The 20821-nt window shown below is 72.3% G+C and carries 16 protein-coding genes and 1 pseudogene; 9 read left to right on the forward strand and 8 right to left on the reverse strand.

Features of this window, described 5'->3' with window-relative positions; genetic code table 11:
* Nucleotides 1-34 precede the first annotated feature (34 nt).
* Nucleotides 35-787 carry an endonuclease III gene (gene nth, locus ACQEVC_RS27870; RefSeq protein WP_432883126.1) on the forward strand — a complete coding sequence of 251 codons (753 nt, stop codon included), beginning with the start codon at nucleotides 35-37 and terminating at the stop codon, nucleotides 785-787.
* Nucleotides 788-834: 47 nt separating this feature from the next.
* Here nth and ACQEVC_RS27875 read toward each other — a convergent pair whose 3' ends face one another.
* The 4 genes and pseudogenes from ACQEVC_RS27875 to ACQEVC_RS27890 all read right to left on the reverse strand — a co-directional run bounded on the left by ACQEVC_RS27875 (nucleotide 835) and on the right by ACQEVC_RS27890 (nucleotide 5757).
* Complete coding sequence (locus tag ACQEVC_RS27875) at nucleotides 835-2067, reverse strand: PLP-dependent aminotransferase family protein (RefSeq protein WP_432891722.1); 1233 nt, start codon at nucleotides 2065-2067, stop codon at nucleotides 835-837.
* Between the two features lie 351 nt (nucleotides 2068-2418).
* Nucleotides 2419-3438: pseudogene (locus ACQEVC_RS27880) on the reverse strand (alpha-hydroxy acid oxidase); the annotation flags it as partial.
* Nucleotide 3439: 1 nt separating this feature from the next.
* The gene (gene hppD / locus ACQEVC_RS27885; protein ID WP_432883129.1) at nucleotides 3440-4477 is read right to left on the reverse strand and encodes a 4-hydroxyphenylpyruvate dioxygenase; all 1038 of its coding nucleotides are present in this window, start codon (nucleotides 4475-4477) and stop codon (nucleotides 3440-3442) included.
* Complete coding sequence (locus tag ACQEVC_RS27890; protein ID WP_432883131.1) at nucleotides 4477-5757, reverse strand: helix-turn-helix domain-containing protein; 1281 nt, start codon at nucleotides 5755-5757, stop codon at nucleotides 4477-4479. The genes hppD and ACQEVC_RS27890 overlap by 1 nt, the downstream gene beginning before the upstream one ends.
* Nucleotides 5758-6233: 476 nt before the next feature.
* Between ACQEVC_RS27890 and ACQEVC_RS27895 the strand changes: the two genes are divergently transcribed.
* Together ACQEVC_RS27895 and ACQEVC_RS27900 are read left to right on the forward strand one after the other, a co-directional pair.
* Complete coding sequence (locus tag ACQEVC_RS27895) at nucleotides 6234-6440, forward strand: hypothetical protein (RefSeq protein WP_432883133.1); 207 nt, start codon at nucleotides 6234-6236, stop codon at nucleotides 6438-6440.
* A 126-nt stretch (nucleotides 6441-6566) separates the two neighbouring features.
* Nucleotides 6567-6830 (forward strand): VOC family protein, encoded by a 264-nt coding sequence (locus ACQEVC_RS27900; RefSeq protein ID WP_432883135.1) that lies wholly within the window; start codon nucleotides 6567-6569, stop codon nucleotides 6828-6830.
* 35 nt (nucleotides 6831-6865) lie between these two features.
* Here the strand turns inward: ACQEVC_RS27900 and ACQEVC_RS27905 are convergent, their stop codons facing one another.
* Nucleotides 6866-7747, reverse strand: coding sequence for a fructosamine kinase family protein (locus ACQEVC_RS27905; protein ID WP_432891725.1), 882 nt, complete (start codon nucleotides 7745-7747; stop codon nucleotides 6866-6868).
* A gap of 155 nt (nucleotides 7748-7902) precedes the next feature.
* Entirely contained in the window at nucleotides 7903-8130 is a 228-nt protein-coding gene (locus ACQEVC_RS27910) for a hypothetical protein (protein WP_432883137.1), read from the reverse strand.
* A 322-nt stretch (nucleotides 8131-8452) separates the two neighbouring features.
* Between ACQEVC_RS27910 and ACQEVC_RS27915 the strand changes: the two genes are divergently transcribed.
* The 4 genes from ACQEVC_RS27915 to ACQEVC_RS27930 are packed head-to-tail and all read left to right on the forward strand — an operon-like array spanning nucleotide 8453 to nucleotide 12979.
* Nucleotides 8453-9040 (forward strand): copper chaperone PCu(A)C, encoded by a 588-nt coding sequence (locus ACQEVC_RS27915; protein ID WP_432883139.1) that lies wholly within the window; start codon nucleotides 8453-8455, stop codon nucleotides 9038-9040.
* Nucleotides 9041-9063: 23 nt separating this feature from the next.
* Nucleotides 9064-10278 (forward strand): Dyp-type peroxidase, encoded by a 1215-nt coding sequence (locus ACQEVC_RS27920; protein ID WP_432891728.1) that lies wholly within the window; start codon nucleotides 9064-9066, stop codon nucleotides 10276-10278.
* A 38-nt stretch (nucleotides 10279-10316) separates the two neighbouring features.
* Nucleotides 10317-10904 (forward strand): copper resistance CopC family protein, encoded by a 588-nt coding sequence (locus tag ACQEVC_RS27925; protein WP_432883141.1) that lies wholly within the window; start codon nucleotides 10317-10319, stop codon nucleotides 10902-10904.
* Complete coding sequence (locus ACQEVC_RS27930; RefSeq protein ID WP_432883144.1) at nucleotides 10901-12979, forward strand: cytochrome c oxidase assembly protein; 2079 nt, start codon at nucleotides 10901-10903, stop codon at nucleotides 12977-12979. Before ACQEVC_RS27925 ends, ACQEVC_RS27930 begins: the two co-directional genes overlap by 4 nt.
* A gap of 74 nt (nucleotides 12980-13053) precedes the next feature.
* Here ACQEVC_RS27930 and ACQEVC_RS27935 read toward each other — a convergent pair whose 3' ends face one another.
* Both ACQEVC_RS27935 and argG read right to left on the reverse strand, forming a co-directional pair.
* Nucleotides 13054-14700, reverse strand: a complete 1647-nt coding sequence (locus tag ACQEVC_RS27935) for a carboxylesterase/lipase family protein (protein ID WP_432883148.1) — start codon at nucleotides 14698-14700, stop codon at nucleotides 13054-13056.
* Nucleotides 14701-14845: 145 nt separating this feature from the next.
* Nucleotides 14846-16297 (reverse strand): argininosuccinate synthase, encoded by a 1452-nt coding sequence (gene argG, locus ACQEVC_RS27940; protein ID WP_432883151.1) that lies wholly within the window; start codon nucleotides 16295-16297, stop codon nucleotides 14846-14848.
* A 475-nt stretch (nucleotides 16298-16772) separates the two neighbouring features.
* Here argG and ACQEVC_RS27945 point away from each other — a divergent pair, with 475 nt between their 5' ends.
* Nucleotides 16773-18629 carry an exo-alpha-sialidase gene (locus ACQEVC_RS27945; protein WP_432883154.1) on the forward strand — a complete coding sequence of 619 codons (1857 nt, stop codon included), beginning with the start codon at nucleotides 16773-16775 and terminating at the stop codon, nucleotides 18627-18629.
* A gap of 168 nt (nucleotides 18630-18797) precedes the next feature.
* Nucleotides 18798-20789 carry a beta-galactosidase gene (locus ACQEVC_RS27950; protein WP_432883156.1) on the forward strand — a complete coding sequence of 664 codons (1992 nt, stop codon included), beginning with the start codon at nucleotides 18798-18800 and terminating at the stop codon, nucleotides 20787-20789.
* Nucleotides 20790-20821 lie beyond the last annotated feature (32 nt).

Genomic DNA, 20821 nt, shown 5'->3' on the forward strand with positions numbered 1-20821 from the left:
GTCATGACGCCGACGAGTGGCGCGAGGAGGAGGCATGACCAGCGGAGTCCTGGTCCGGCCGGAACGTGAGGGCGGGCCGTCGAAGCACTTCACCGCCCGGCCGGGGGAGACCCGCCTGGGTCTGGTCCGGCGGGCCCGGCAGATCCACCGGGTCCTCGCCGAGCGGCACCCCGGCGCCCGTCTGCAGCTTCGCTGGGACGACCCGTTCCAGCTACTGGTGGCCGGGGTGCTGGCCGCGCAGACCACGGACGAACGGGTCAACTCGGTGACGCCGGAACTGTTCGCGGCGTACCCGGACGCGGCAGCGCTGGCCGAAGCCGACCCGGCCGGCCTCGAGGAGATGCTGCGCCCGGTCGGCTACTACCGGCTCAAGACCGAGGCCGTGCAGAAGGTCGCCCGGCGGCTGGTGTCCGCGCACCGGGGTCGGGTGCCCCGGACCCTGGACGCCCTGGTCGCCATCCCGTGGGTCGGCCGCAAGACGGCGAACATGGTGCTGGCCAACGCGTACGGGCGACCCGCGCTCACCGTGGACACCCACGTGGGCCGGCTGTCCGCGAGGTGGGGATGGACCGACGCCTGGGATCCGGCCGACGTGGAGACGGAGGTCGCCCCGCTGTTCCCGCGCCGGGACTGGGCGCCGCTGGCCGACCGGGCGACCGCGCACGGCCGGCGGATCTGCCATTCCCGCAAGCCCGCCTGCGGCGCCTGCCCGCTCGCCGCGCTCTGCCCGTCGTACGGCGTCGGGGAGACCGACCCGGAGCGCGCGGCGGGTCTGGTCAAGTCCTGACGCGGTGGCCCGCCGCCGTTCCGTGAACCGGGGCGGCGGCGGGCGCGTCAGCTCTGGTGATGGTCCCGGATCATCCGGGCGAGCCGCTGGATCCCGTCGCGGGCCCGGGCCGGGTCCAGCGCGGAGCACGACAGTCGGATCTCGTCGCGGCCGCCGCCGTCCAGGGCGAAGAACGCCATCGGGGTCCAGATCACCCCGTACTCCGTGGCGCTGCGCCGCAGCGCCGCCTCGTCCGCCCGGAACGGGACGCGCAGCCGCAGGAAGAAACCCCCGTCGGGGACGTTCCACCCGACGCCGAGCCGCTCGCGCTCGCCGGCCGGGAAGCACTCGTCCAGCGTCCGGAGTACCTCGTCCAGGGTCTGCCGGTAGTGCGCGGCGGTGGTCGCGGTCGCCTTGTCGAGGCGGAAGTCGTGCCGCAGCAGGAACCCGCCGAGCGCCGCCTGGGTCAGGCCGGGGGCGTTGCAGGTGACCATGCTGCGGACCTTGGCGATCTCGGCGGCGAGCATCGTGCGGCGCCCGTCCGGGTGGCGCACGGTCTGGTCGGCGACCAGATAACCGACCCGCAGCCCGGGATAGGCGGTCTTGGCGAACGAGCCGATCTGCACCACGCGTCGGCCGGTGTCGAGCGACTTCAGCGACGGCATCGGGTCCGGCCCGGTGAACACCCGGTACGGGCTGTCCTCGAGGATCAGGAAGTCGTGCCGTCGGGCCGCGGACAGCAGGGCGACCCGGTCCGCCCGGCTCAGCGTGGCGCCGGACGGGTTGGCGGCGTCCGGGACGACGTAGCAGGCCCGTACCCGGCGTCCGGCCGTCCGCTCGCCGTGGACCACCCGGTCGAGCTCGCCGAGGTCGATCCCGTCCGCGGTCTCGCGAACCGGCCGGACGGTCAGGTCGAGCAGCCGCGCCGCCCCGGAGACGCCGACGTAGCAGGAGCCTGGCACCACCAGCACGTCGTCCCGCGAGGCGAACAGCGTCCGCAGCGCGAGCAGCAGCGCCTCCTGCGCGCCGACGCTGACCACGATGGACTCCGGGGGCACGTGGACGTCCTCGGACGACGCCAGCAGCCGGGCGATCAGGTCGCCGACGAGCCCGCTGGTCGGGCCGTACTGCAGCAGACTCCGCTCCGCCGCACCCGGGTCGTCGCCGGCGGCCCGGTGAGCGACGTACTCGCGAACGTCGGCCAGTACGTCGTCGAGGGAGAACTCGGCGTCGTACGGGCGCCCGGGCGCGAACGAGACCGCGTCCGGGAACCGTTCGGTCACCTCGTTGAGGAAGGTCATCGTGTCGAGCAGCGGGTCGGTGACGCTGCCGTGCAGGAGGCCGGCATCCAGGTCGTCCGGGCCGCTGCGGTGCAGGAGGCCGGCATCCAGGTCGTCCGGGCCGCTGCGGTGCAGGAGGCCGGCATCCAGGTCGTCCGGGCCGCTGCGGTGCAGGAGGCCGGCATCCAGGTCGTCCGGGCCGCTGCGGTGCAGGAGGCCGGCATCCAGGTCGTCCGGGCCGCTGCGGTGCAGGAGGCCGGCATCCAGGTCGTCCGGGCCGCTGCGGTGGCGGGCGACGCGTCCCTCGGGCACCGCCCGGGCCGCCGCCGCGCCGCCGGATCCGTCGGCGAGCAGGGACTGGTCGACGTCGTCGCTGTTCCGGCAGCCGGCGAGCAGCAGGGCGTCGGCGTACTCCTGGGTGAGCCCGACCAGTGCCTGCTCCACCCCGGACGCGCCGCCCACGGCGAGCGCGTGCAGGACCGGTCGACCGACGAAGGTCGCGGTCGCGCCCCGGGCCAGCGCGGCCAGGACGTCGGCGCCGCCGCGGACGCCGCCGTCAACGAAGACGGGTACGTCCACCGCCGCCGCGACGTCGGCGACGGCGTCCACCGCCGCGATCGCCCCGTCCAGTTGCCGCCCGCCGTGGTTGGACACCAGGACACCGGCCGCGCCGGCCGCCACCGCCCGGGTCGCGTCGTCGCCGCGCAGCACGCCCTTCACCACGACCGGCAGTCGGGTGCGCGACACCAGCCAGGTCACGTACTCCGGGCCGATCGCCGGCTCGAAGGCCGCCGCGGTGTGCGCCGCCGGGTCGGACGGGTCCGCCGCCACCCGGTACGGGGCCAGGTTGGCCGGGGCCAGGCCGGGCGGCAGCCGGAAGCCGGACCGCCGGTCCCGGCGGCGGTCGCCCAGCCGCGGCGCGTCCACGGTGAGCACGATCGCCTCGACGCCGGCCGTTTCCGCGCGCGCCAGCAGGTCGGCGGTGACGGACCGGTCCCGCAGCGGATAGAGCTGAAGCCACAGTGGACTCAGGGCCGCCGCGGCCAGGTCCTCGAGCGGGTGCCCGGAGAGCATCGGGGCGATCACCGGCAGCCCGGCCGCCCCGGCCCCGGCCACCGTCGCCGGCTCCCCGGCCGGATGAGCCAGACCGTGGTAGGCCATCGGCGCGACCCCCACCGGCGCGGACCAGCGCCGGCCGAACACCAGGACCGCCGGGTCGGCGGCGGCGATCCCGCGCAGCATCCGGGGACGCAGCCGGATCGCCTCGAACGCCGTCCGGTTCGCCGCCAGGGTGCGCTCGTCACCCGATCCGCCGGTGACGAAGTCCCAGGCCGACGGGGCGAACAGCGGCTGCGCCCGGGCGGCCAGGGCGGCCATTCCCAGGTACGTCATGTCAGGCCCGGCCCGATCCGGTGAGCGACTCGGCGCGTAGCCGCTCGACCGCCTCGTACAGCGCTCGGATGTTGTTCGAGCCGAAGCCGCGGGCGTCGTGCCGCTGGATCAGCTCGTAGAACAGCGTCGGCCGCGAGTGCGGTGGGCGGGTGAAGATCTGCAGCAGGTATCCCCACTCGTCGCGGTCGGCCAGCACGCTGGTCTCGCGCAGGTCGCCGAGCTGCTCGTCGAGGTGCCCGACCCGGGCCTGCAGGGTGTCGTAGTAAGAGCCCGGCGTCCGCGCGAAGCCCACTCCGCGGGACGACAGCTCGCGCACCGCCGCGACGATGTCCGACACCGTGAAGGCGAGGTGCTGCACGCCCGGCCCGTTGTTGCCGCGCAGGAAGTCGTCGATTTGGCCGGGCTCGTGGGTGGGGTCAGGCTCGATCATGGTGAACGTCGCGCCGTCGCCGGTACGGACCACGATCGAGTCCATCGCCTGCGCGCCGACCTCGATGTACTCGCCGGAGAACCACTCGAACCCGAACGCGCGCTCGTAGTGCGCGACGGTGTCGCGCAGGGTGCCGGCGGTCAGGCACACGGCGACGTGGTCCAGGCCCAGATCGGCGCCGACCGGCGGGACCGGGCCGAGCCGGTGCCATCCGGCGCCCGGCAGCCAGCCGGGATCGGTGACGGAGGTGGGCAGCAGGGTGTGGCGGACCGCGCCGAAGCCCTCGACCGCCGGCGCGCCCAACGTCCCGGCCGGGAATGCCCGCGCTCCGGCGGCGATCGCGCGCCGCATGACATCGGCGGGGTCGTCACAGGTGAACGCGATGTCGGCGATGCCGTCACCGTGCCCGTCCAGGTAGTCGCGGACCGGACCGGCGCCGCGCGGCGCCGTGACCACGACGTTCAGCCCGCCGCGCAGCAGGGTCGAGGTCCGGTCCGGCCGCTCGGTCCGGGCCACCGGGGTGAACCCGAAGGCCGAGACGAAGTAGCCGAGCGCGGCGTCCGCGTCCTCGGTCATCAGCTCCACGTGGCTGATCGTGCGTACGGTCATCAGGGTTCTCCCTCCGGTCGGCGGGCCGGCTCGTCCGGCGCGCGCAAGTGATCGATGTCCCGCCAGATCTGCACCGCCATCCGGTAGGAGTGCAGCTCCTCGGCGAGGAGCGCGAGTTCGCGCAGGTCCCGGACGGCCTCGGCGCGCTGTCCGGCCAGGGCGAGTGCCCGGGCCCGGGTGACGCGGGTGCGCACCTTGTCCAGATGCGCCAGTCCGCCGGGGTCGCTCAGGATGAGGTCGGTGGTGCGCAGGCAGCGCGCGCTGAGCCCGGCCGCCAGTTCGTACCGGGCCCGCAGCAGGAGCACCCGACGCCGCTCCACGGGCAGAGCGAGCAGGCGTGCGGCGGTCTCGGCGTTCTGTAGCCAGTTGCCGACGTCGGCGAGATCGCCGCCGGTGTCGAGCAGGACCGAGGTGGAGGTCCGGCACAGCCGTACCCACTCGTGCAGCGGGAGCGTGGGCGGCATCGGCGTGCGGTGGGCGCGGTCCAGGTGGTCGCGGGCCTGCTCCGGGGAACCCATCCGGGCGAGTGCCAGCGCGGCGGCCTCGTGGGCTCGGCCGATCACCGCGGAGCGGCCGGTGGCTTGGGCGACCAGGAGCAACCTGTCGATCGCCGTTCGCGCCGGCTCGGTCTCCAACTGTTCGACGAGGATGGCGATGAGCACGGCGAGCACCTCGACGTGAGTGGCGGTGTGCGCCAGCATCGTGTCGCCGACCCGCTCCGCGGCGGCGGTGGCCAGCTCGCGCGCGCGACCGAGATCGCCGCAGGCGAGCAGTTCGGCCGCCCGCTCCGCCTCGACCATGGTGTGCAGCCACGGGTGCCGGTCGATCTGGGGCAGGGCGGCCAGCTCGTCCAGCAACTCGATCCGGGCCGTCCCGTCGTCCAGTGCGGCGAGGATGCGCTGTCGGCGCATCCCGGACGCGGCGGCGAGGTGGAAGTCGCCGGCCGCCCGGGCCGCTCGCCAGGTGACGGCGAGGGCCGCCGAGGCGGCCGCGTAGTCCTCGGCGTCCTCCGGGTGCGGGTTCAGCACCTCCTGGAGAAGGGACGTGTCCGGGGACGGAGTTCCGGCGTCGGACGGCGGTTCGCCGAGCAGATCGCTCACGCTCATGTCGAGCGCGGCGGCCAGGTTGCGGAGCACATCCGGAGTGGCTCGGCGCCGTCCCGCCTCGAGCCGGGAGACGTAGCCCGGCGTGACGAAGTCGCCGGCCAACTCGCGCTGCGTGAGGCCCTTCGACTCCCGCAGCGTCCGTAGCCGCCGCCCGAACTCCGTCCGTCGATCCACCCTCGCACCCACCTCATCAACTGGAGTTACGTTACTACTGTAACGGCTCCCTGACTCCAGTCAACCGTATGGATGGGGAGCGATTTATTGCGGCCGGTCGGCGTCCCGGCGGCGTGAAAGTTGGTGACAGGGCCTTGCCTCGACGTGACGGTCGTGCATACCGTAGTCATCACGCAGTTAACTCAAGTCAAGTCCAAGTCACGTCGGGGACATCTCCCGAAGGGTTACCTCTGATGCCACAGCTCACCAAGGCGCTGCGCCCCGTCCTCGCCGCCGTACTGTTCGCCGGCGTGGCTGCCTCCGCTGCTGCCACCGCAGCGGCTGCCCCAGCCTGACGCGACATGGTGGCCGGTGAATGCCGGTCGACGACCCTGGATGCCTCTACCAACGCCGAGCCGGCTGGCAGCCTCGTGATGGGCGCCAGAAGGCAACCTTCGACGCCCGCGAAATGCGACCCTTCAAGAGAGGATCACCCCATGCGACTCAGGCTCCGACTGCTTGTTCCGGTACTGGTGACAGGCGCCTTCCTGCCGCTCACCGTCGCCGCCTCCGTGCAGGCCACGGAAGGTTGCGAGGCACCCGCTTCCTGTCTCGTCGAGAAGGGGACCAGCACGGTCGTCGCCCGGGACCCCGACGACCCCGACGACCCGACCGACGATTGGCCGTGGGACCACGCCGGCTGACATCGCACCTTGTTCAACCTGAACCGAGCGGCGCTCACACACCGCCTCCGACCCCGCACGGACCGCGCAGGGAGGTGGAAAAAGGTTCATCGCACGAGCCCGCGCCGAAACGGTGCGGGCTCGTGCGTGTCCGGTGAACAACGGCAGGCGGGCCGTCATCCGGGTGAACAGCCAGTCCGGCCAGGCCGGTGCCGCCCGGTTTCGCCGGTCGCCCTGGGCGTACGGCGCATCATGTTCGCCGTCGACGACATCGAGGACGTCGTTGCCCGCCTGCGCACCCACGGCGCGGAACTCGTCGGCGAGCTGGCGCAGTACGAGGACAGCTATCGGCTCTGCTACGTCCGCGGCCCGGAGGGCATCATCGTCGGACTGGCCGAACAGCTCGGCTGAAGGCCGCGGCCGCGATCGACGGTCGGACCCTCCGGTCAGGTTCGCGGCCGGAACGGGGCAAGGGTGGCACGGATCTGGTCGCCCGCGCCCCAGTCGTCGTCGAACTGGGCCAGCACGGCGAGGTGCTGGCGTAGCTGGACGATCGGCATGCGGGCCCGCCAGTCGCCATCAAGGGAGGTCAGCTCGGCATAGACCTCGAAGAACCGTTGCGCCTCGGGCGGGGGCGAGGTGGACCACACATGGGCGAGGTCGACCTCGGCCCACATGTAGGACACGGCCGGGTCGATCAGCGCGGGCCGGCCGTCCGGGGTGGCCAGCAGGTTCTGCGCCCACAGATCGCCGTGCGTCAGGCATGCCGGCCGGTCCGGCAGCAGGTCGGGCAGCCGGTGACACAGCCGCTCCAGTGCCGCCCGGTCTCCGGGGTCGAGTGCCGCCTCGACGCGGGGCTGCCCGAGCCACCGAAGCAGCCGATGCTGTGCGAAGAACGCGAAGCCGTCGTCATCCCACGTGTTGACCTGCCGGCGGCGGCCCAGCCAGTTGTCGCGGTGCCATCCGAAGCGAGGATGGGTCGTGCTCAGGTGCAGGCGGGCGAGCGCGTGCGCGAACTGCTCCCAGAAGGTCTCACTGCGCGGCCTCGGCCGCAGTACCGACAACACAAGCAGTTCTCGGTCCGCCAGGATCACCTCGGGGGTCGCCACGCCGCCGAGTTCGCGTAGGGCGGCCAGCCCTTCGGCCTCCGCGACGAAGACGTCGTCGGCAGGCGCGTCGGTGAAGGCCTTGACGAACACCGACGGCGCGTCCCGGCGGGTGGCTACGCCCGCGAGCGCCGCGACCCCACCCGTCGCCGGCTCCACTGTGACGACATCGCGCATCCCGGCCCGGAACAGGCACTCGAGCAGGTACGTCGCCGAGTGCATCACGACGGGTTCCTCCTGTCCGGGTGCGTGTTCGCCAGATGCTATGCGAACGACAGTTGACCTCCCGATACCGACCTCCGGTCCAAGGCCAGTGGATCACGCACGTCCTCGCCAACCCGGACGACCCGCATCTGGACGACTATCTTGCGCAGCAGCTACACGATGACGTCTGACACCGAGATGAGTCCACGCGAGTGTCTGGCCCGGTGGCCGTCGAGCGTCCGGCTCTCGATCGGTTCGAGGTCGAGGTCGGCCGCCTGCTGGAAGATCGGCTCCGGCCCGGTCTGACCGGTGATCACGGGGAAGAGGGTCAGCGCCGCGATCCGTTCCGGGACGCCACCGCGCGGACCACGGCCGCCGTGCCGGCTGGTTGCGATCAACATGCGCCGGCACGGTACGCCGCACCGATGCCAGACCGGCTGCACGCTTGAACCCGTACTCGCTGATCGACCGGATGTCCCGCAACTTGTCGAAGGCGTTGCTTGGCAGGGCGAGGAGGCGGTCCGGTTCCCCTCGCACCGCTCCCGCGGCGGTCGCGCTACCCGCCACCCGGGAGACGGACGGCAGGGTCCGCACCGCCGACCCCCGCCGGGTGCCCGGCCCGGGCCCTGACCGGCCCGCCGAAGCGGATCAACGGGCTGGAACCAACCACCGGTCCACGACGACCAGTAGTAGAACGAGAAGCGAGAACCGGAGGAAATGCAGATGCGCAGGTCGGTATCACCCGGCGTACGACGCGGGGCGGTCAGGTTCGCTGTCACCGTGGTGGCGGTGCTCGCCGCGACGGGCTGCGGCGGAACCGCCGACACACCAGCGGCCGCGCCCAGCCCGGCGGCGTCGGCGACCACCGACAGCGCCGTGTTCATGGTGCGGGACCCGTGGGTCAAGGCGGCCGACAAGGGTATGACGGCGGCCTTCGGGACCCTGGTCAACAACACCGCCAGCGATCTCACCATCACCGGTGTGAGCACCAGTGTCTCCCCGATGGAACTGCACGAGATGACGATGAAAGACGGCAAGATGGTGATGCAGCCGAAGACCGGCGGGATCACGATCAAGGCCGGTGGCAGCCACGTGCTGGAGCCCGGCGGCGACCATCTGATGCTGATGGACCTGAGCAAGCCGGTCCGGGCCGGTGACGAGCTGACCTTCACCCTCACCTTTGCCGACGGGAAGACCACCGGGTTCACCGCGGTGGCGAAGCCGTTCACCGGCGCCGAGGAGAGCTACGACCCGAGTTCGGGCATGCCGATGACCCCCGGCCAGCAGATGACGATGAGCCCGACGCCGTGACCGAACCCGCGCAGACCCGCACGGTGAGCCGTCGGCGCCTGCTCACCGGCGGTGCCCTGGGAGTCGGTGGCGCGGTCGCCGGGGCGGCGGGCGTCGCCGCGACGGCCGCCGGCCGGCAGCCACCGGCACCGGTACCGCTCGACCCGGGCGCCGCCACCGCCGTCGGTACGGATGTCGAGCCGTTCCACGGCGCCCGGCAGGCCGGTATCGCCACCGACCCGCAGGCGCACGCGTCCTTCGTCGCCTTCACCCTGCACCGGGGAGTCGACCGGGCGGCGCTGGGCCGGCTGATGCGGCTGCTCACCGACGACGCCGCCCGGCTGACCCAGGGCCGGGCGCCGCTGGCCGACACCGAACCGGAACTCGCCGTGCTGCCGGCCCGGCTCACCATCACCTTCGGGTTCGGCCCCGGCCTGTACGTGGCGGCCGGCCGGGAAGACCGTCGGCCGCCGTCCGTCGCCGAACTGCCCGTCTTCGAGATCGACCGGCTGCAACCGGCCTGGTCCGGTGGTGACCTGCTGGTGCAGGTCTGCTCCGACGACCCGCTGACGGTCACGCACGCGCAGCGGATGCTGGTCAAGGACGCCCGGCCGTTCGCCGCCGTCCGCTGGGTGCAGCGCGGCTTCCGGCGCAGTCGCGGTGCGCAGGCCGACGGGCACACCCAGCGCAACGTCATGGGCCAGCTCGACGGGACCGCCAATCCCCGTCCCGGCAGCGCGGCGTTCGCGCAGTCGGTCTGGGTCGGCGACGGCCCGGACTGGCTGCGCGACGGCAGCACCCTGGTGCTGCGGCGGATCCGGGCCGAGTTGGAGACCTGGGACAAGCTCGGCCGGGCCGACAAGGAACTCGCGGTCGGCCGGCGCCTGGACACCGGTGCGCCGCTGAGCGGCCGGCACGAGCAGGACGAGCCCGACTTCTCCGCCCTGAACGAGGCAGGGCTGCCGGTCATGCCGGACTTCGCGCACGTGACCCGGGCCCGGGTGATGGACGACCGGCTCAAGATCCTGCGCCGGCCGTACAACTACGACGGGGTGCCGGACGCGACCGGACGGGCGGACAGTGGCCTGATCTTCGCCGCCTACCAGGCCGACATCGAGCGGCAGTACCTGCCGATCCAGCGCCGGCTCGCCGAGCGGGACCTGCTCAACGACTGGATCACCCCGATCGGCTCCGCGGTCTTCGCGATCCCCCCTGGCTGCGAGCCCGGGGGCTGGATCGGCGAACAGGTGCTGGGGTGACCGGCAAGATGCCGAGCAATGACGAGGAAGGACGGCCGATGCGAGGCGTCGGACGAAGGCTGGTGGCGCTGGCCGTACTCGCGGTCACCGGCGCCGCCGCGGGCGGGCTGCTGGGAGCCCGCCCGGCGGCTGCGCACGCCCAACTGCTGGGCAGCGACCCCCGGGCCGACTCGACCGTGACCACCCAACTCGACGAGATCACGCTCACCTTCAACGAGCTGGTCCGGGGCAACTTCAGCACCGTGGTGGTGACCGGTCCGGACGGGGTCCGGCACGGCGCCGGCCAGCCACGGGCGGCCGACAAGCGGGTACACCTGCCCGTCGAGCCGGTACGGTCCGGAAGCTACCGGGTCGCGTACCGGGTGGTCTCCGCCGACGGGCACCCGATCCAGGGACAGTTCCGGTTCACTGTCGCGCTGGCCCCGGCACTGGAGCCGACCGGCGAACCGGCCGCCCCGCCGGCAACCGCCGACGGCCCGTCCGTGTCGCCGGCCGCCGGAGTGCCGACCGCGGATACCGGCGCCGGAGCCGGGCTGTGGGGGGCCGGTGCGGCCGGACTCGGCGTCGCGCTGGTCGGCGCCGGGTTCGTCCTGGTACGCCGACGGCGCCGGATCCCGGCGCGGTGAGTACCGGATCGCGGCAGGGCACGACCACTCCCGCTGCGCCGGTCTCCCGCCCGGCCCGCAGGCAATACTGGCTGCCCGCCGGTGCCGGGCTGGCCGGGCTCGGCGTGCTCTTACTCGCGCTCGCCGCCGGAGACGGTCTCAACGCCGCCACGATCACCGGCCTGCCCGACCCGGGCCCGGTCACCGGCTACGCCCTGCCGATGGTCCGGCTGCTGGGCGACGTGCTGGCCACCCTCACCGTCGGGCTGGCGGTAACCGCCGCGTTCCTACTGCCCGGCGACGGCCCCAGCGTCTCCGCGCCCGGATACCTGCTGCTGCGCCGGGTCACCGCGCTGGCCGCCGGCTGGGCCGCGACCGCCCTCGTCCTGATCGTGCTGACCGTCTCGGACCTGCTCGGCGCCCCGCCGTCGCAACTCGGTGCCGCGACCGTGGTCAGCTTCGCCACCTCGATCTCCCAGGGACAGGCCCTGCTGCTCCAAGCCGGGCTGGCCGGGCTGGTCGCGGTACTGGCCTGGACCGGCGTGTCCCGGGCGACCGCCGCGACCACCGCCGGACTCGCCCTGGTGGCGGTACTGCCGCCCGCGTTCACCGGGCACGCCGCCGGCGCCGGCAACCACCAGGTCGCGGTGACCAGCCTGGCCCTGCACATCCTCGCCGCCACCGTCTGGGTCGGAGGGCTGGCCGCGCTGCTGGTGGTGCGCCGTCACCGGCCGCTCGCCGACGCCGCCGCCCGGTACAGCCGGCTGGCCCTGGCCTGCTTCGTCGCCGTCGCGGTCAGCGGCCTGGCCAATGCCTGGGTACGCCTCGGCGCCCGGGACCAGCTCTGGCAGTCCCGCTACGGCTGGCTGATCCTCGGCAAACTCGCCGCCCTGCTGGCGCTCGGCGGGCTCGGCGCGGCACACCGCTGCCGTACGCTCGCCGCGCTGCGCGCCGGAGAACGCGCCGCGTTCGTCAGGCTCGCCGCCGGCGAACTGGTGCTCTTCGCCGCGACCTTCGGCCTGGCGGTGGCGCTGTCGCGCAGCCCCACCCCGATCCCGACCGACCCGGTCGACGCGGACCCGCTGGTCGAACTGCTCGGCTTCACCCCACCCGCCCCGCCCACCCCGGTCCGGCTGCTCGGCGACCCGCTGCCGGACATGTTCTTCCTCACCGGCTGCGCCCTCGCGGTCGCCGGTTACCTCACCGGGGTATGGCGGCTGCACCGCGCCGGGCACCGGTGGCCGCCATCGCGCACCGCGAGCTGGCTGGCGGGAATGCTGCTACTCGGCGCCGTCACCAACCTCGGCATCGCCCGCTACGCCTACGTGCTGTTCAGCGCGCACATGGTCCAGCACATGGTGCTGTCGATGGCGGTACCGATCCTGCTCGTCTGCGGCGCGCCGATCACCCTGGCGTTACGGGCGCTGCGCCGGCCCGCCGACCGGCAGATGCGCGGCGCCCGGGAATGGCTGCTACTGCTGATCCACAGTCGACCGCTCCGGCTGCTGACCCATCCGCTGATCGCGCTCGGCATCTACACGGCCAGCCTCTTCGGCCTGTACTTCAGCGACCTGCTCGGCACCCTGATGCGCTACCACCTCGGCCACCTGGCCATGCTCACCCACTTCGTCATCGCCGGATACCTGCTCTTCTGGGTACTCATCGGCGTCGACCCGGGACGGCCACGACTCGCCCCACCCCTGCTGGTGATCGTCCACTTCGCGGCCATGATGGCACACGGCTTCTTCGGCCTGGTCCTGATGCAGTCGAGCACCGTCATCGCCCCGGACTGGTACACCGCCGTCCATCCCGACTGGGCATCCTCCCTGCTGGCCGACCAGCGTCTCGGCGCCGGTATCGCCTGGGCCTTCGGCGAACTCCCGGCCGCCATCGTCATGATCATCCTGCTCCGGCAGTGGATCCGCGCCGACCAGCGCGAACAGGCCCGGCTCGACCGGGCCGCCGACCGCGCCGACGCCACGGGAGAGGAGGACGACCTCGCCCGCTACAACGCCTTCCTCCGCGCCGCCGCCCGCGACTCCCACCGCAGTCGCGCCGACGAGCGGTACGGTGCCACCACCCGGGACAGCGAGTAGGCAGACCTTCGCCCCGCTCCCGCGGAGCGAGCGGCGTTTCTGGCCAAGCCGTTGGGGTCGACGGCGAGGGTGGATCAAATGCCGTCCCAGAATCGGCACCTGTGGTCGGTGGCGAAGGGAGTCGATGCGATCGTGTCCGTGGCGAGGCCGAGCACGGCGGTTGTTCCGCGGTGGGCGCGTGCCCATGGAGTCCGGCCAGCGGTGTTCGGGTCGCCGCGGTGCGCGAATGTCGTCCAGTAGTCGATCATCGCCTGGCTCAGCCGCCGTTGCTCGGGGGTCATCTCCGTGTAGTCCGGATACTGGCTCCGGGGGATGGAGGTGTCCCAGAGGAACGGCAGGTCCCAGCCGTGGTACGCGCCGAACGGCGGAGCGCCGTCGAGAAACTCGTAGGCGTACACGGGCGCGTACCGGCTTGCGGTCCGGGCCGTCTCGAGTACCGGGCAGGCGCCGATGCCACCGCCCCAGTCGGTCAGCACGGTCGCCAGCGCCAGCGCCGGACTGGCGAAGTCATCAGCCAGGTACTCCCGCAACACGTCCTCGGCACGATTGCCGAAGGCGGAACGGATCACCTCGGCATAGCCCTCGGCGGTCAGGTCACGGTGCGCGGTGAGCACGAATCCGCGCATCTCGTCGTGGGTACTGCCGATCAGCAGGGGAACGCGGGCCGCCGTGCCGTGCCGGATAGCGTCGATCGGCTGTCGTGGCAGGAAGGGTGTGCCGGCGACCGGTCCCCAGGGATCGTCTCGGCGCTGTCCGGTCACGGGCCGGTCGGGATCGGCCAGGACGTGGACCAGGTCCCCGACCGGGACCGACCGCAGACACCCGGCGATGTCCGCGGCGTCGTCACAACCAGCCTGGCGGATCGCCTCGACGCCCTTGCGGTCGGCGTCGGTCCTTGTCATGACCGGGTTGGCACACGCGCCGCTCTGCAGGATCGCCCGCTGGAACAGACCGCGCGACGTTGGCGAGGAGAGGTGAGCACAGATCGCGCGGGCGCCGGCCGACTGGCCCGCAAGGGTCACCCGGGTCGGGTCACCACCGAACGCCGTGATGTTACGGCGGACCCATCGCAGCGCCTCGGCCTGGTCGAGCAGGCCGTAGTTTCCCGAGATGGTGCCCTCGCCGTCGAGCGAAGCCGAGGACAGGAAACCGAGCGCGCCGAGTCGATAGTTGACGGTGACCACGACGACGTCGCCGCCGGTGGCGATGCGGGCGCCGTCGAACTGCGAGCCCGCGCCGGAGTTGAAGTTGCCTCCGTGCAGCCACACGATCACCGGCAGGCGACCCGGCCGACTCGGTCTGCTCGGCGTAACGACATCGAGGTAGAGGCAGTCCTCCTCGCCCATGACGATCGGCTGGTTCTGCTCGTCACGGCCGGCTTGCGGGCAGATGGGGCCGGGGCTTGTCGCATCTCGCACCCCGATCCACGGTCGTGCCGGCTTAGCTGCGGTCCAGCGCCGGTTGCCGACCGGCGCAGTGGCGTACGGAACCCCGGAGAAGCGGACGACTCCGGTGCCGGCCTCGCCGCGCAGGGTGCCCGCCTCGACCCGCACCTCTGGCTCTGCGGTGCTGGCCTCTGTCGCTGCGATGCCGGCGAGGACGGCTCGGTCCGGCTGGCGCGTTCGCGAAGGCTCGGCGCTCGACGCTGGCGGGAGCACCATGGCCGTCAGGATGGCCGGGGCCACCACCCAGAAGAGACGGTTCCGCGCGATCAGATTCATGCAGGGAGTGTGGTGGGGAACCTCGGCCGGTGCGTCCGCTCCTGGTTGAACAGTCTTCTACTCACAATTACGTACGACGCCCGGGCATGCGCCTGGTACGGCGACGCCCGATCGCGCCTGCCGTACCCCGGAACGGACCCGGCAGTCAGTCGGTGCCCGCCTCCATCGCGGCGTGGTCGAGCAGCTTGTCGACGTCGGAGACCTCGCCACGGGAGGCGATCGCCTCGGCGCCGCCCTCGGGCATCGCGCCGATCAGCCCGGTCGAGGTCGGCTGGGCCGCACCGAGCAGGGCCGGGTGCGGACTGCCCCCGACCATGCCGAGCCGGGCGTACTGCTCAAGCTTGGCGCGCGAGTCGGCGATATCGAGGTTGCGCATGGTGAGCTGGCCGATCCGGTCGACCGGGCCGAAGGCGGAGTCCTCCGTCCGCTCCATCGACAGTTTGTCGGGGTGGTAGCTGAACGCCGGACCCGAGGTGTCCAGGACCGAGTAGTCCTCGCCGCGTCGCAGTCGCAGGGTCACCTCGCCGGTGACCGCCGTACCGACCCAGCGTTGTAGCGACTCGCGCAGCATCAACGCCTGCGGGTCGAGCCAGCGGCCCTCGTACAGCAGCCGGCCGAGCTTCCGTCCCTCGGTGTGGTAGCTGGCCAGGGTGTCCTCGTTGTGGATCGCGTTGACCAGCCGTTCGTACGCCGCGTGCAGCAACGCCATGCCCGGCGCCTCGTAGATGCCCCGGCTCTTGGCCTCGATGACCCGGTTCTCGATCTGGTCGGACATGCCCAGCCCGTGCCGGCCGCCGATGGCGTTGGCCTCCAGCACCAGGTCGATGGCGGAGGCGAACTCCTTGCCGTTGATCGTCACCGGCCTACCCTGCGCGAACCCGATGGTGACGTCCTCGGGGACGATCTCCACCGCCGGGTCCCAGAACCGCAGACCCATGATCGGATCGACGATCTCGATGCCGGCGTCGAGGTGCTCCAGGGTCTTGGCCTCGTGCGTCGCGCCCCAGAGGTTGGCGTCGGTCGAGTACGCCCGCTCCACGCTGTCCCGGTAGGGCAGGCCGTGGGCGAGCAGCCACTCCGACATCTCCTTGCGGCCGCCGAGTTCACCGACGAAGTCGGCGTCCAGCCACGGCTTGTAGATCCGAAGCGAGGGATTGGCGAGCAGGCCGTACCGGTAGAACCGCTCGATGTCGTTGCCCTTGAAGGTGGAGCCGTCCCCCCAGATCTGCACGCCGTCCTCGAGCATCGCGCGCACCAGCAGGGTGCCGGTGACGGCGCGGCCGAGGGGCGTGGTGTTGAAGTAGGTGCGGCCACCGGACCGGATGTGGAAGGCGCCGCAGGCCAGAGCGGCCAGCCCCTCCTCGACCAGTGCCGCCCGGCAGTCGACCAGCCGGGCGACCTCCGCGCCGTACGCCATCGCGCGCCCCGGCACCGATTCGATGTCGGGCTCGTCGTACTGGCCGACGTCGGCGGTGTATGTGCAGGGCACGGCGCCCCGGTCGCGCATCCACGCGACCGCTACCGAGGTGTCGAGGCCTCCGGAGAAGGCGATCCCGACACGTTCACCGACAGGCAGGGAGGTGAGTACCTTGGACACGACCAATAGTATATGCACAGCCTCGCATGATCATGCATTCGGGGGTGCTGCTGTCGGAACCTCCGTCGCGGACAGGACGGCTTCAGTCGTTGCACCCGCAGCTCAGGTGGCTCCGACCGCCGGTTCCGCCTCGGCCCTCGAAGCCTGGGCAGCGCTGCGGCGTGTCCGCCCGGCCGCCGACCCCGGTGGCCGGTTCCAGGCCAACCGCGAGATCCTGATCGACCCGACGGGACGGTTGGGCGACGGGGGAGTGCGGCCACGCACTGCTGTTCGGTCCTGCCGTAGTCACCGGCGCACCGAATATCGACCGGTCCGCTACACGTCGGGAACATGTCTGCGCTGTCTAGTTAACATCCCACGTTGGACGTAGGATGTTGCGTCACAACCTCCTCTTGCTAGGAAGGGCGGCGACATGCGGGGTGGTCATCCTCCGGAGGGTCGTACCGGGCGCCTCCGGTGCCGGCGGGCGGGTGCCGTGTCGGTCCTCGCCGGCCTGCTCCTCAGCGGATTCGGCGCCCCGGCGGGTGCGGTCCCGGCAGGCCGGTTCGACGCCGGCGCGATCGGCGAGAACGCGCCGTTCGTGGACGAGCAGGTGCTCTACAAGCAGGGCGACTTCGGCTACGCGTGCTTCCGGATCCCCGGCGTGGTGCGGGCGACGAACGGCATGCTCCTGGCGTTCGCCGAGGGGCGGGTGAAGGACTGTGGCGACGACGAGGACATCGACCTCGTGCTGCGCCGCTCCGCCGACGGCGGTCGGACGTGGGGACCGCTCCAGGTGCTCTCCGAGGGCAACGGCACCACCCACGGCAACCCGGTCCCGATCGTCGACCGGCGTACCGGCCGGGTGGTGCTGGTGAGCACGCACAACGGCGCGGAGCCGTGTCCGAACGGCTGCGACCGGGATCCCTGGGTGCAGCACAGCGACGACCACGGGGCGACCTGGACGGCCGCCCGGGAGATGACCGAGGGCAAGCGTCCGGAGTGGAACTTCTGGTACGCCACCGGCCCGATGCACGGCATCCAGCTCGAGCACGGCCCGCACGCCGGGCGGCTGGTCGTCGGGGCGAGCTTCGAGAGCTGGGACCGGGTCGGCGCACACGTCTACGGCTCGCACCTGCTCTACAGCGACGACAGCGGACTGACCTGGAACATCGGCGCGGAGACCTCCCGCGACGACGGTACGGTCATCGCCCAGGAGCTCACCGTCGTCGAGCTCACCGACGGGCGGATCTACGCGTCGGCCCGCGAGCGCGGCACCGACGGCGGCAACCGGGCGTACGCGATCAGCAGCGACAGCGGCGAGACCTGGGACGCGCCGTTCCGTACCGTGCCGGCGCCGGCGACGACGGACGTGCAGGCATCGCTGCTGCGGTTCGACGACGACCGCATCCTCTACTCCTCGCCGATGCACCCCGGCGCCCGGGAGGCGATGGGGATCCGTTCCTCCTACGACGAGGGGCGCAGGTTCGAGACCTGGGACCAGGGCAAGGTCTTCTACTGGGGGCCGTCGGCATACTCGGACCTGGTGCGCCTGGACGGTGACGAGGCGGCGCTGATGTACGAGGCCGGCACCGTCACGCCGTACGAGCAGATCCGGTTCGCGCGGTTCAACGAGGCGTACCTGGAGACCCCGAACGGCGCCCCGCCCGGCATCCCCGGACCGCCGGCACCCGGGCCGACCACCCCGGACGTGTCGCCGTACCGCAACGAGGCGTACGTCCGCGGCGGTGCGCAGACCACCGACGGGCGGTTCGGCAACGGGCTGAGCCTGGACCGGGTCGACGACCGGGTGGAGGTGGAGTTCGACGACTCGATCGACCTCGGCGGAAACGACTTCACGCTGACCTCCTGGATCCGGTACTCGGACCGGACCGGCGCGCACGCGATCCTCTGGTTCCACCGGGTGGACCGCGGCACCAACCCGCCGGCGCTGTGGCTGCGGGCCGAACCGGCCAGCAACCGCATCCGGGCGATCCTCGCGGTCGACCGGTTCGACGTCACCGTGCAGTCGCAGAGCGCGTACAACGACGGGCAGTGGCACTTCGTGGTGCTGCAACGGGCGCGCGGCGAGCTCCGGCTGCTGGTGGACGGCCTCCAGGTCTCGTCGGCGCCGGCCCCGGCCGGCTCGCTGACCCTGGGCAGGGAGTTCGGCACCGGCGGGCTGCACATCGGGCAGCGGATCGACGGCGTGGACCGCTTCCGGGGCACGCTGGACGAGGTACGTGTCTACCGGCGCGCCCTCACCGCCACCGAGCTGGACCTGGTCCAGCGGCGGAACCTCCCGGTCGGCGGCAAGCTCGGGCTGCGCCTTCCGTTCGACAACGTCAGCTGAGCGACACGGAACCGCGTGGCGACGGCGTTCACCGCCGTGGCGTCGTCGCCACGCCTCGACGGCGCCCGGAAACCGGTCATGGATTGCCCGAACGGCGAGGACATCCTACCTGCGGCTCCGACGGGACGGATTTTCGCGGTACGACGATCGAAGGGGGAAACCCGTCCGATGACCATGCCCAAGATCATGTTTGGTGGGGACTACAACCCCGAGCAGTGGACCGAAGACGTCTGGGTCGAGGACATGAAGCTGATGGTCGACACCGGCGTCTCGCTCGTCTCGGTCGGCATCTTCTCCTGGGCGAGCGTCGAGCCGCGCCCCGGCGAGTACGACTTCGGCTGGTTCGACCGGGTGATGGACGGCCTCGCCGACGCCGGAATCGGCGCCAGCCTCGCCACCATGACCGCGTCGCCGCCGCCCTGGCTCGCCCGGCTCCACCCGGAGACGCTGCCCGAGCGGGTCGACGGCGTCCGGCTCTGGCCCGGCGGCCGGCAGCAGTACTGCCCGTCCAGCCCGATCTACCGCCGGTACGCGGGCCGGCTGGTCGAGCGGCTGGCCGGCCGGTACGCCGGGCACCCGGCGCTGCGGATGTGGCACATCGGCAACGAGTACGGCTGCCACGTGCGGGCCTGTTACTGCGACGTGTCGGCCAGCGACTTCCGCGACTGGCTGCGCGACCGGTACGGCGACCTCGACGCGCTCAACGAGGCGTGGTCCACCACGTTCTGGTCCCAGCGGTACGGCGACTGGGCGGAGGTACTGCCGCCGCGTACCGCGCCCACCTTCGCCAACCCGGCACAGAAGCTCGACTTCGCCCGGTTCAGCAACGACGCGATCCTCGCCTGCTATCTGGCCGAGCGCGACGTCGTCCGGCGGCACACCCCGGCCACTCCGGTGACCACGAACTTCATCGGTCTGCTGCACAAGCCGATCGACTCGTACCGGTGGGCCGCCGAGCAGGACGTGGTCAGCCTGGACAGCTACCCGGACCCGTACGACCCGCGGGCGCACGCGGCGGCCGCTTTCGGCTACGACCTGGTCCGCTCGGCCCGCGGCGGACAGCCGTGGCTGCTGATGGAGCAGGCGCCCGGCGCGGTGAACTGGCGGGTGCGCAACGCCCCCAAGGGCCCCGGACTGATGCGCCTGTGGAGTTGGCAGGCGGTGGCACAGGGCGCCGACGCGGTGCTCTTCTTCCAGTGGCGGCAGGCGGTCGGCGGCGCCGAGAAGTTCCACTCGGCGATGGTGCCGCACGGCGGGACGCGGACCCGTACGCACCAGGAGATCCGGGCACTGGGCCGGGAGTTGGCCCAGGTCGGCGAGCTGGCCGGTACGCGGGTCCGGGCCGACGTCGCGCTGCTGCACGACTGGGCCAACTGGTGGGCGCTGGAGTCCGACGCCCACCCGGCCGTGCTGGACCTGCTGGAGACGGCGCAGGCGCACTACGACCCGCTCTTCGACGCGCACGTCTGCTGCGACGTGGTGCCGCCGACCGCGGACCTCTCCGGATACCGGCTGGTCGTCGTGCCGAACCTCTACCTGATGTCCGCCGAGGTCGCGCAGCGGCTGCGCCGGTACGTCGACGGTGGCGGGCACCTGGTCGTGTCGTTCTTCACCGGCATCGTGGACGAGTGCGACCGGGCGTACCTGGGCGGCTACCCGGCCCCGCTCCGCGACGTGCTGGGGTTGCGGGTGGACGAGTTCTGGCCCCTGCCCGCGGGCGGCACCGTCGCGCTGGAGTTCGGCACACGGCGGCACACCGGCACGGTCTGGTCGGAGTGGGTCGAACTCGACGGGGCGGAGGTCGTCGCGACCTTTGCCGGCGGGGAGCTGGTCGGCCGGCCGGCGGTCACCCGGCACCGGTACGGCGCCGGGATGGCCTGGTACCTCGCCACCCGCCCGGAGCCGGCGATGATGCGGGCGGTGTTGGACCTCGCCCGCGCCGAGGCCGGTGCGGCGCCGGTGCTGCCCGACCTGCCGGAGGGGTTGCAGGCGGTGGTCCGGCACGGCGACGACCGGTCGTACCTGCTGCTGCTCAACCACGGCACCGAGCCGGTGACGGTACCCCTTCCCCGCCCGGCGGTAGACCTGCTCGGCGAACGTGACCGGACGGTCGACACGGTGACCGTCGCGCCGCGCGGCGTGGCGGTACTCCGGTCCTGAAGGGACGGTCTTCTGGACCTCGATGGCGGGTC

Source organism: Plantactinospora sp. CA-294935, from assembly GCF_050936445.1.
In the GTDB taxonomy this organism is placed as follows: Bacteria; Actinomycetota; Actinomycetes; order Mycobacteriales; family Micromonosporaceae; genus Plantactinospora.

Excerpts from the sequence above, each read along its gene's own strand:
- nth (WP_432883126.1), top strand. The coding sequence starts at position 35 with ATGACCAGCGGAGTCCTGGTCCGGCCGGAACGTGAGGGCGGGCCGTCG.
- ACQEVC_RS27875 (WP_432891722.1), bottom strand. The coding sequence starts at position 2,067 with ATGACCTTCCTCAACGAGGTGACCGAACGGTTCCCGGACGCGGTCTCG.
- hppD (WP_432883129.1), bottom strand. The coding sequence starts at position 4,477 with ATGACCGTACGCACGATCAGCCACGTGGAGCTGATGACCGAGGACGCG.
- ACQEVC_RS27895 (WP_432883133.1), top strand. The coding sequence starts at position 6,234 with ATGCGACTCAGGCTCCGACTGCTTGTTCCGGTACTGGTGACAGGCGCC.
- ACQEVC_RS27905 (WP_432891725.1), bottom strand. The coding sequence starts at position 7,747 with ATGCACTCGGCGACGTACCTGCTCGAGTGCCTGTTCCGGGCCGGGATG.
- ACQEVC_RS27910 (WP_432883137.1), bottom strand. The coding sequence starts at position 8,130 with ATGTTGATCGCAACCAGCCGGCACGGCGGCCGTGGTCCGCGCGGTGGC.
- ACQEVC_RS27915 (WP_432883139.1), top strand. The coding sequence starts at position 8,453 with ATGCGCAGGTCGGTATCACCCGGCGTACGACGCGGGGCGGTCAGGTTC.
- ACQEVC_RS27925 (WP_432883141.1), top strand. The coding sequence starts at position 10,317 with ATGCGAGGCGTCGGACGAAGGCTGGTGGCGCTGGCCGTACTCGCGGTC.
- ACQEVC_RS27935 (WP_432883148.1), bottom strand. The coding sequence starts at position 14,700 with ATGAATCTGATCGCGCGGAACCGTCTCTTCTGGGTGGTGGCCCCGGCC.
- ACQEVC_RS27950 (WP_432883156.1), top strand. The coding sequence starts at position 18,798 with ATGACCATGCCCAAGATCATGTTTGGTGGGGACTACAACCCCGAGCAG.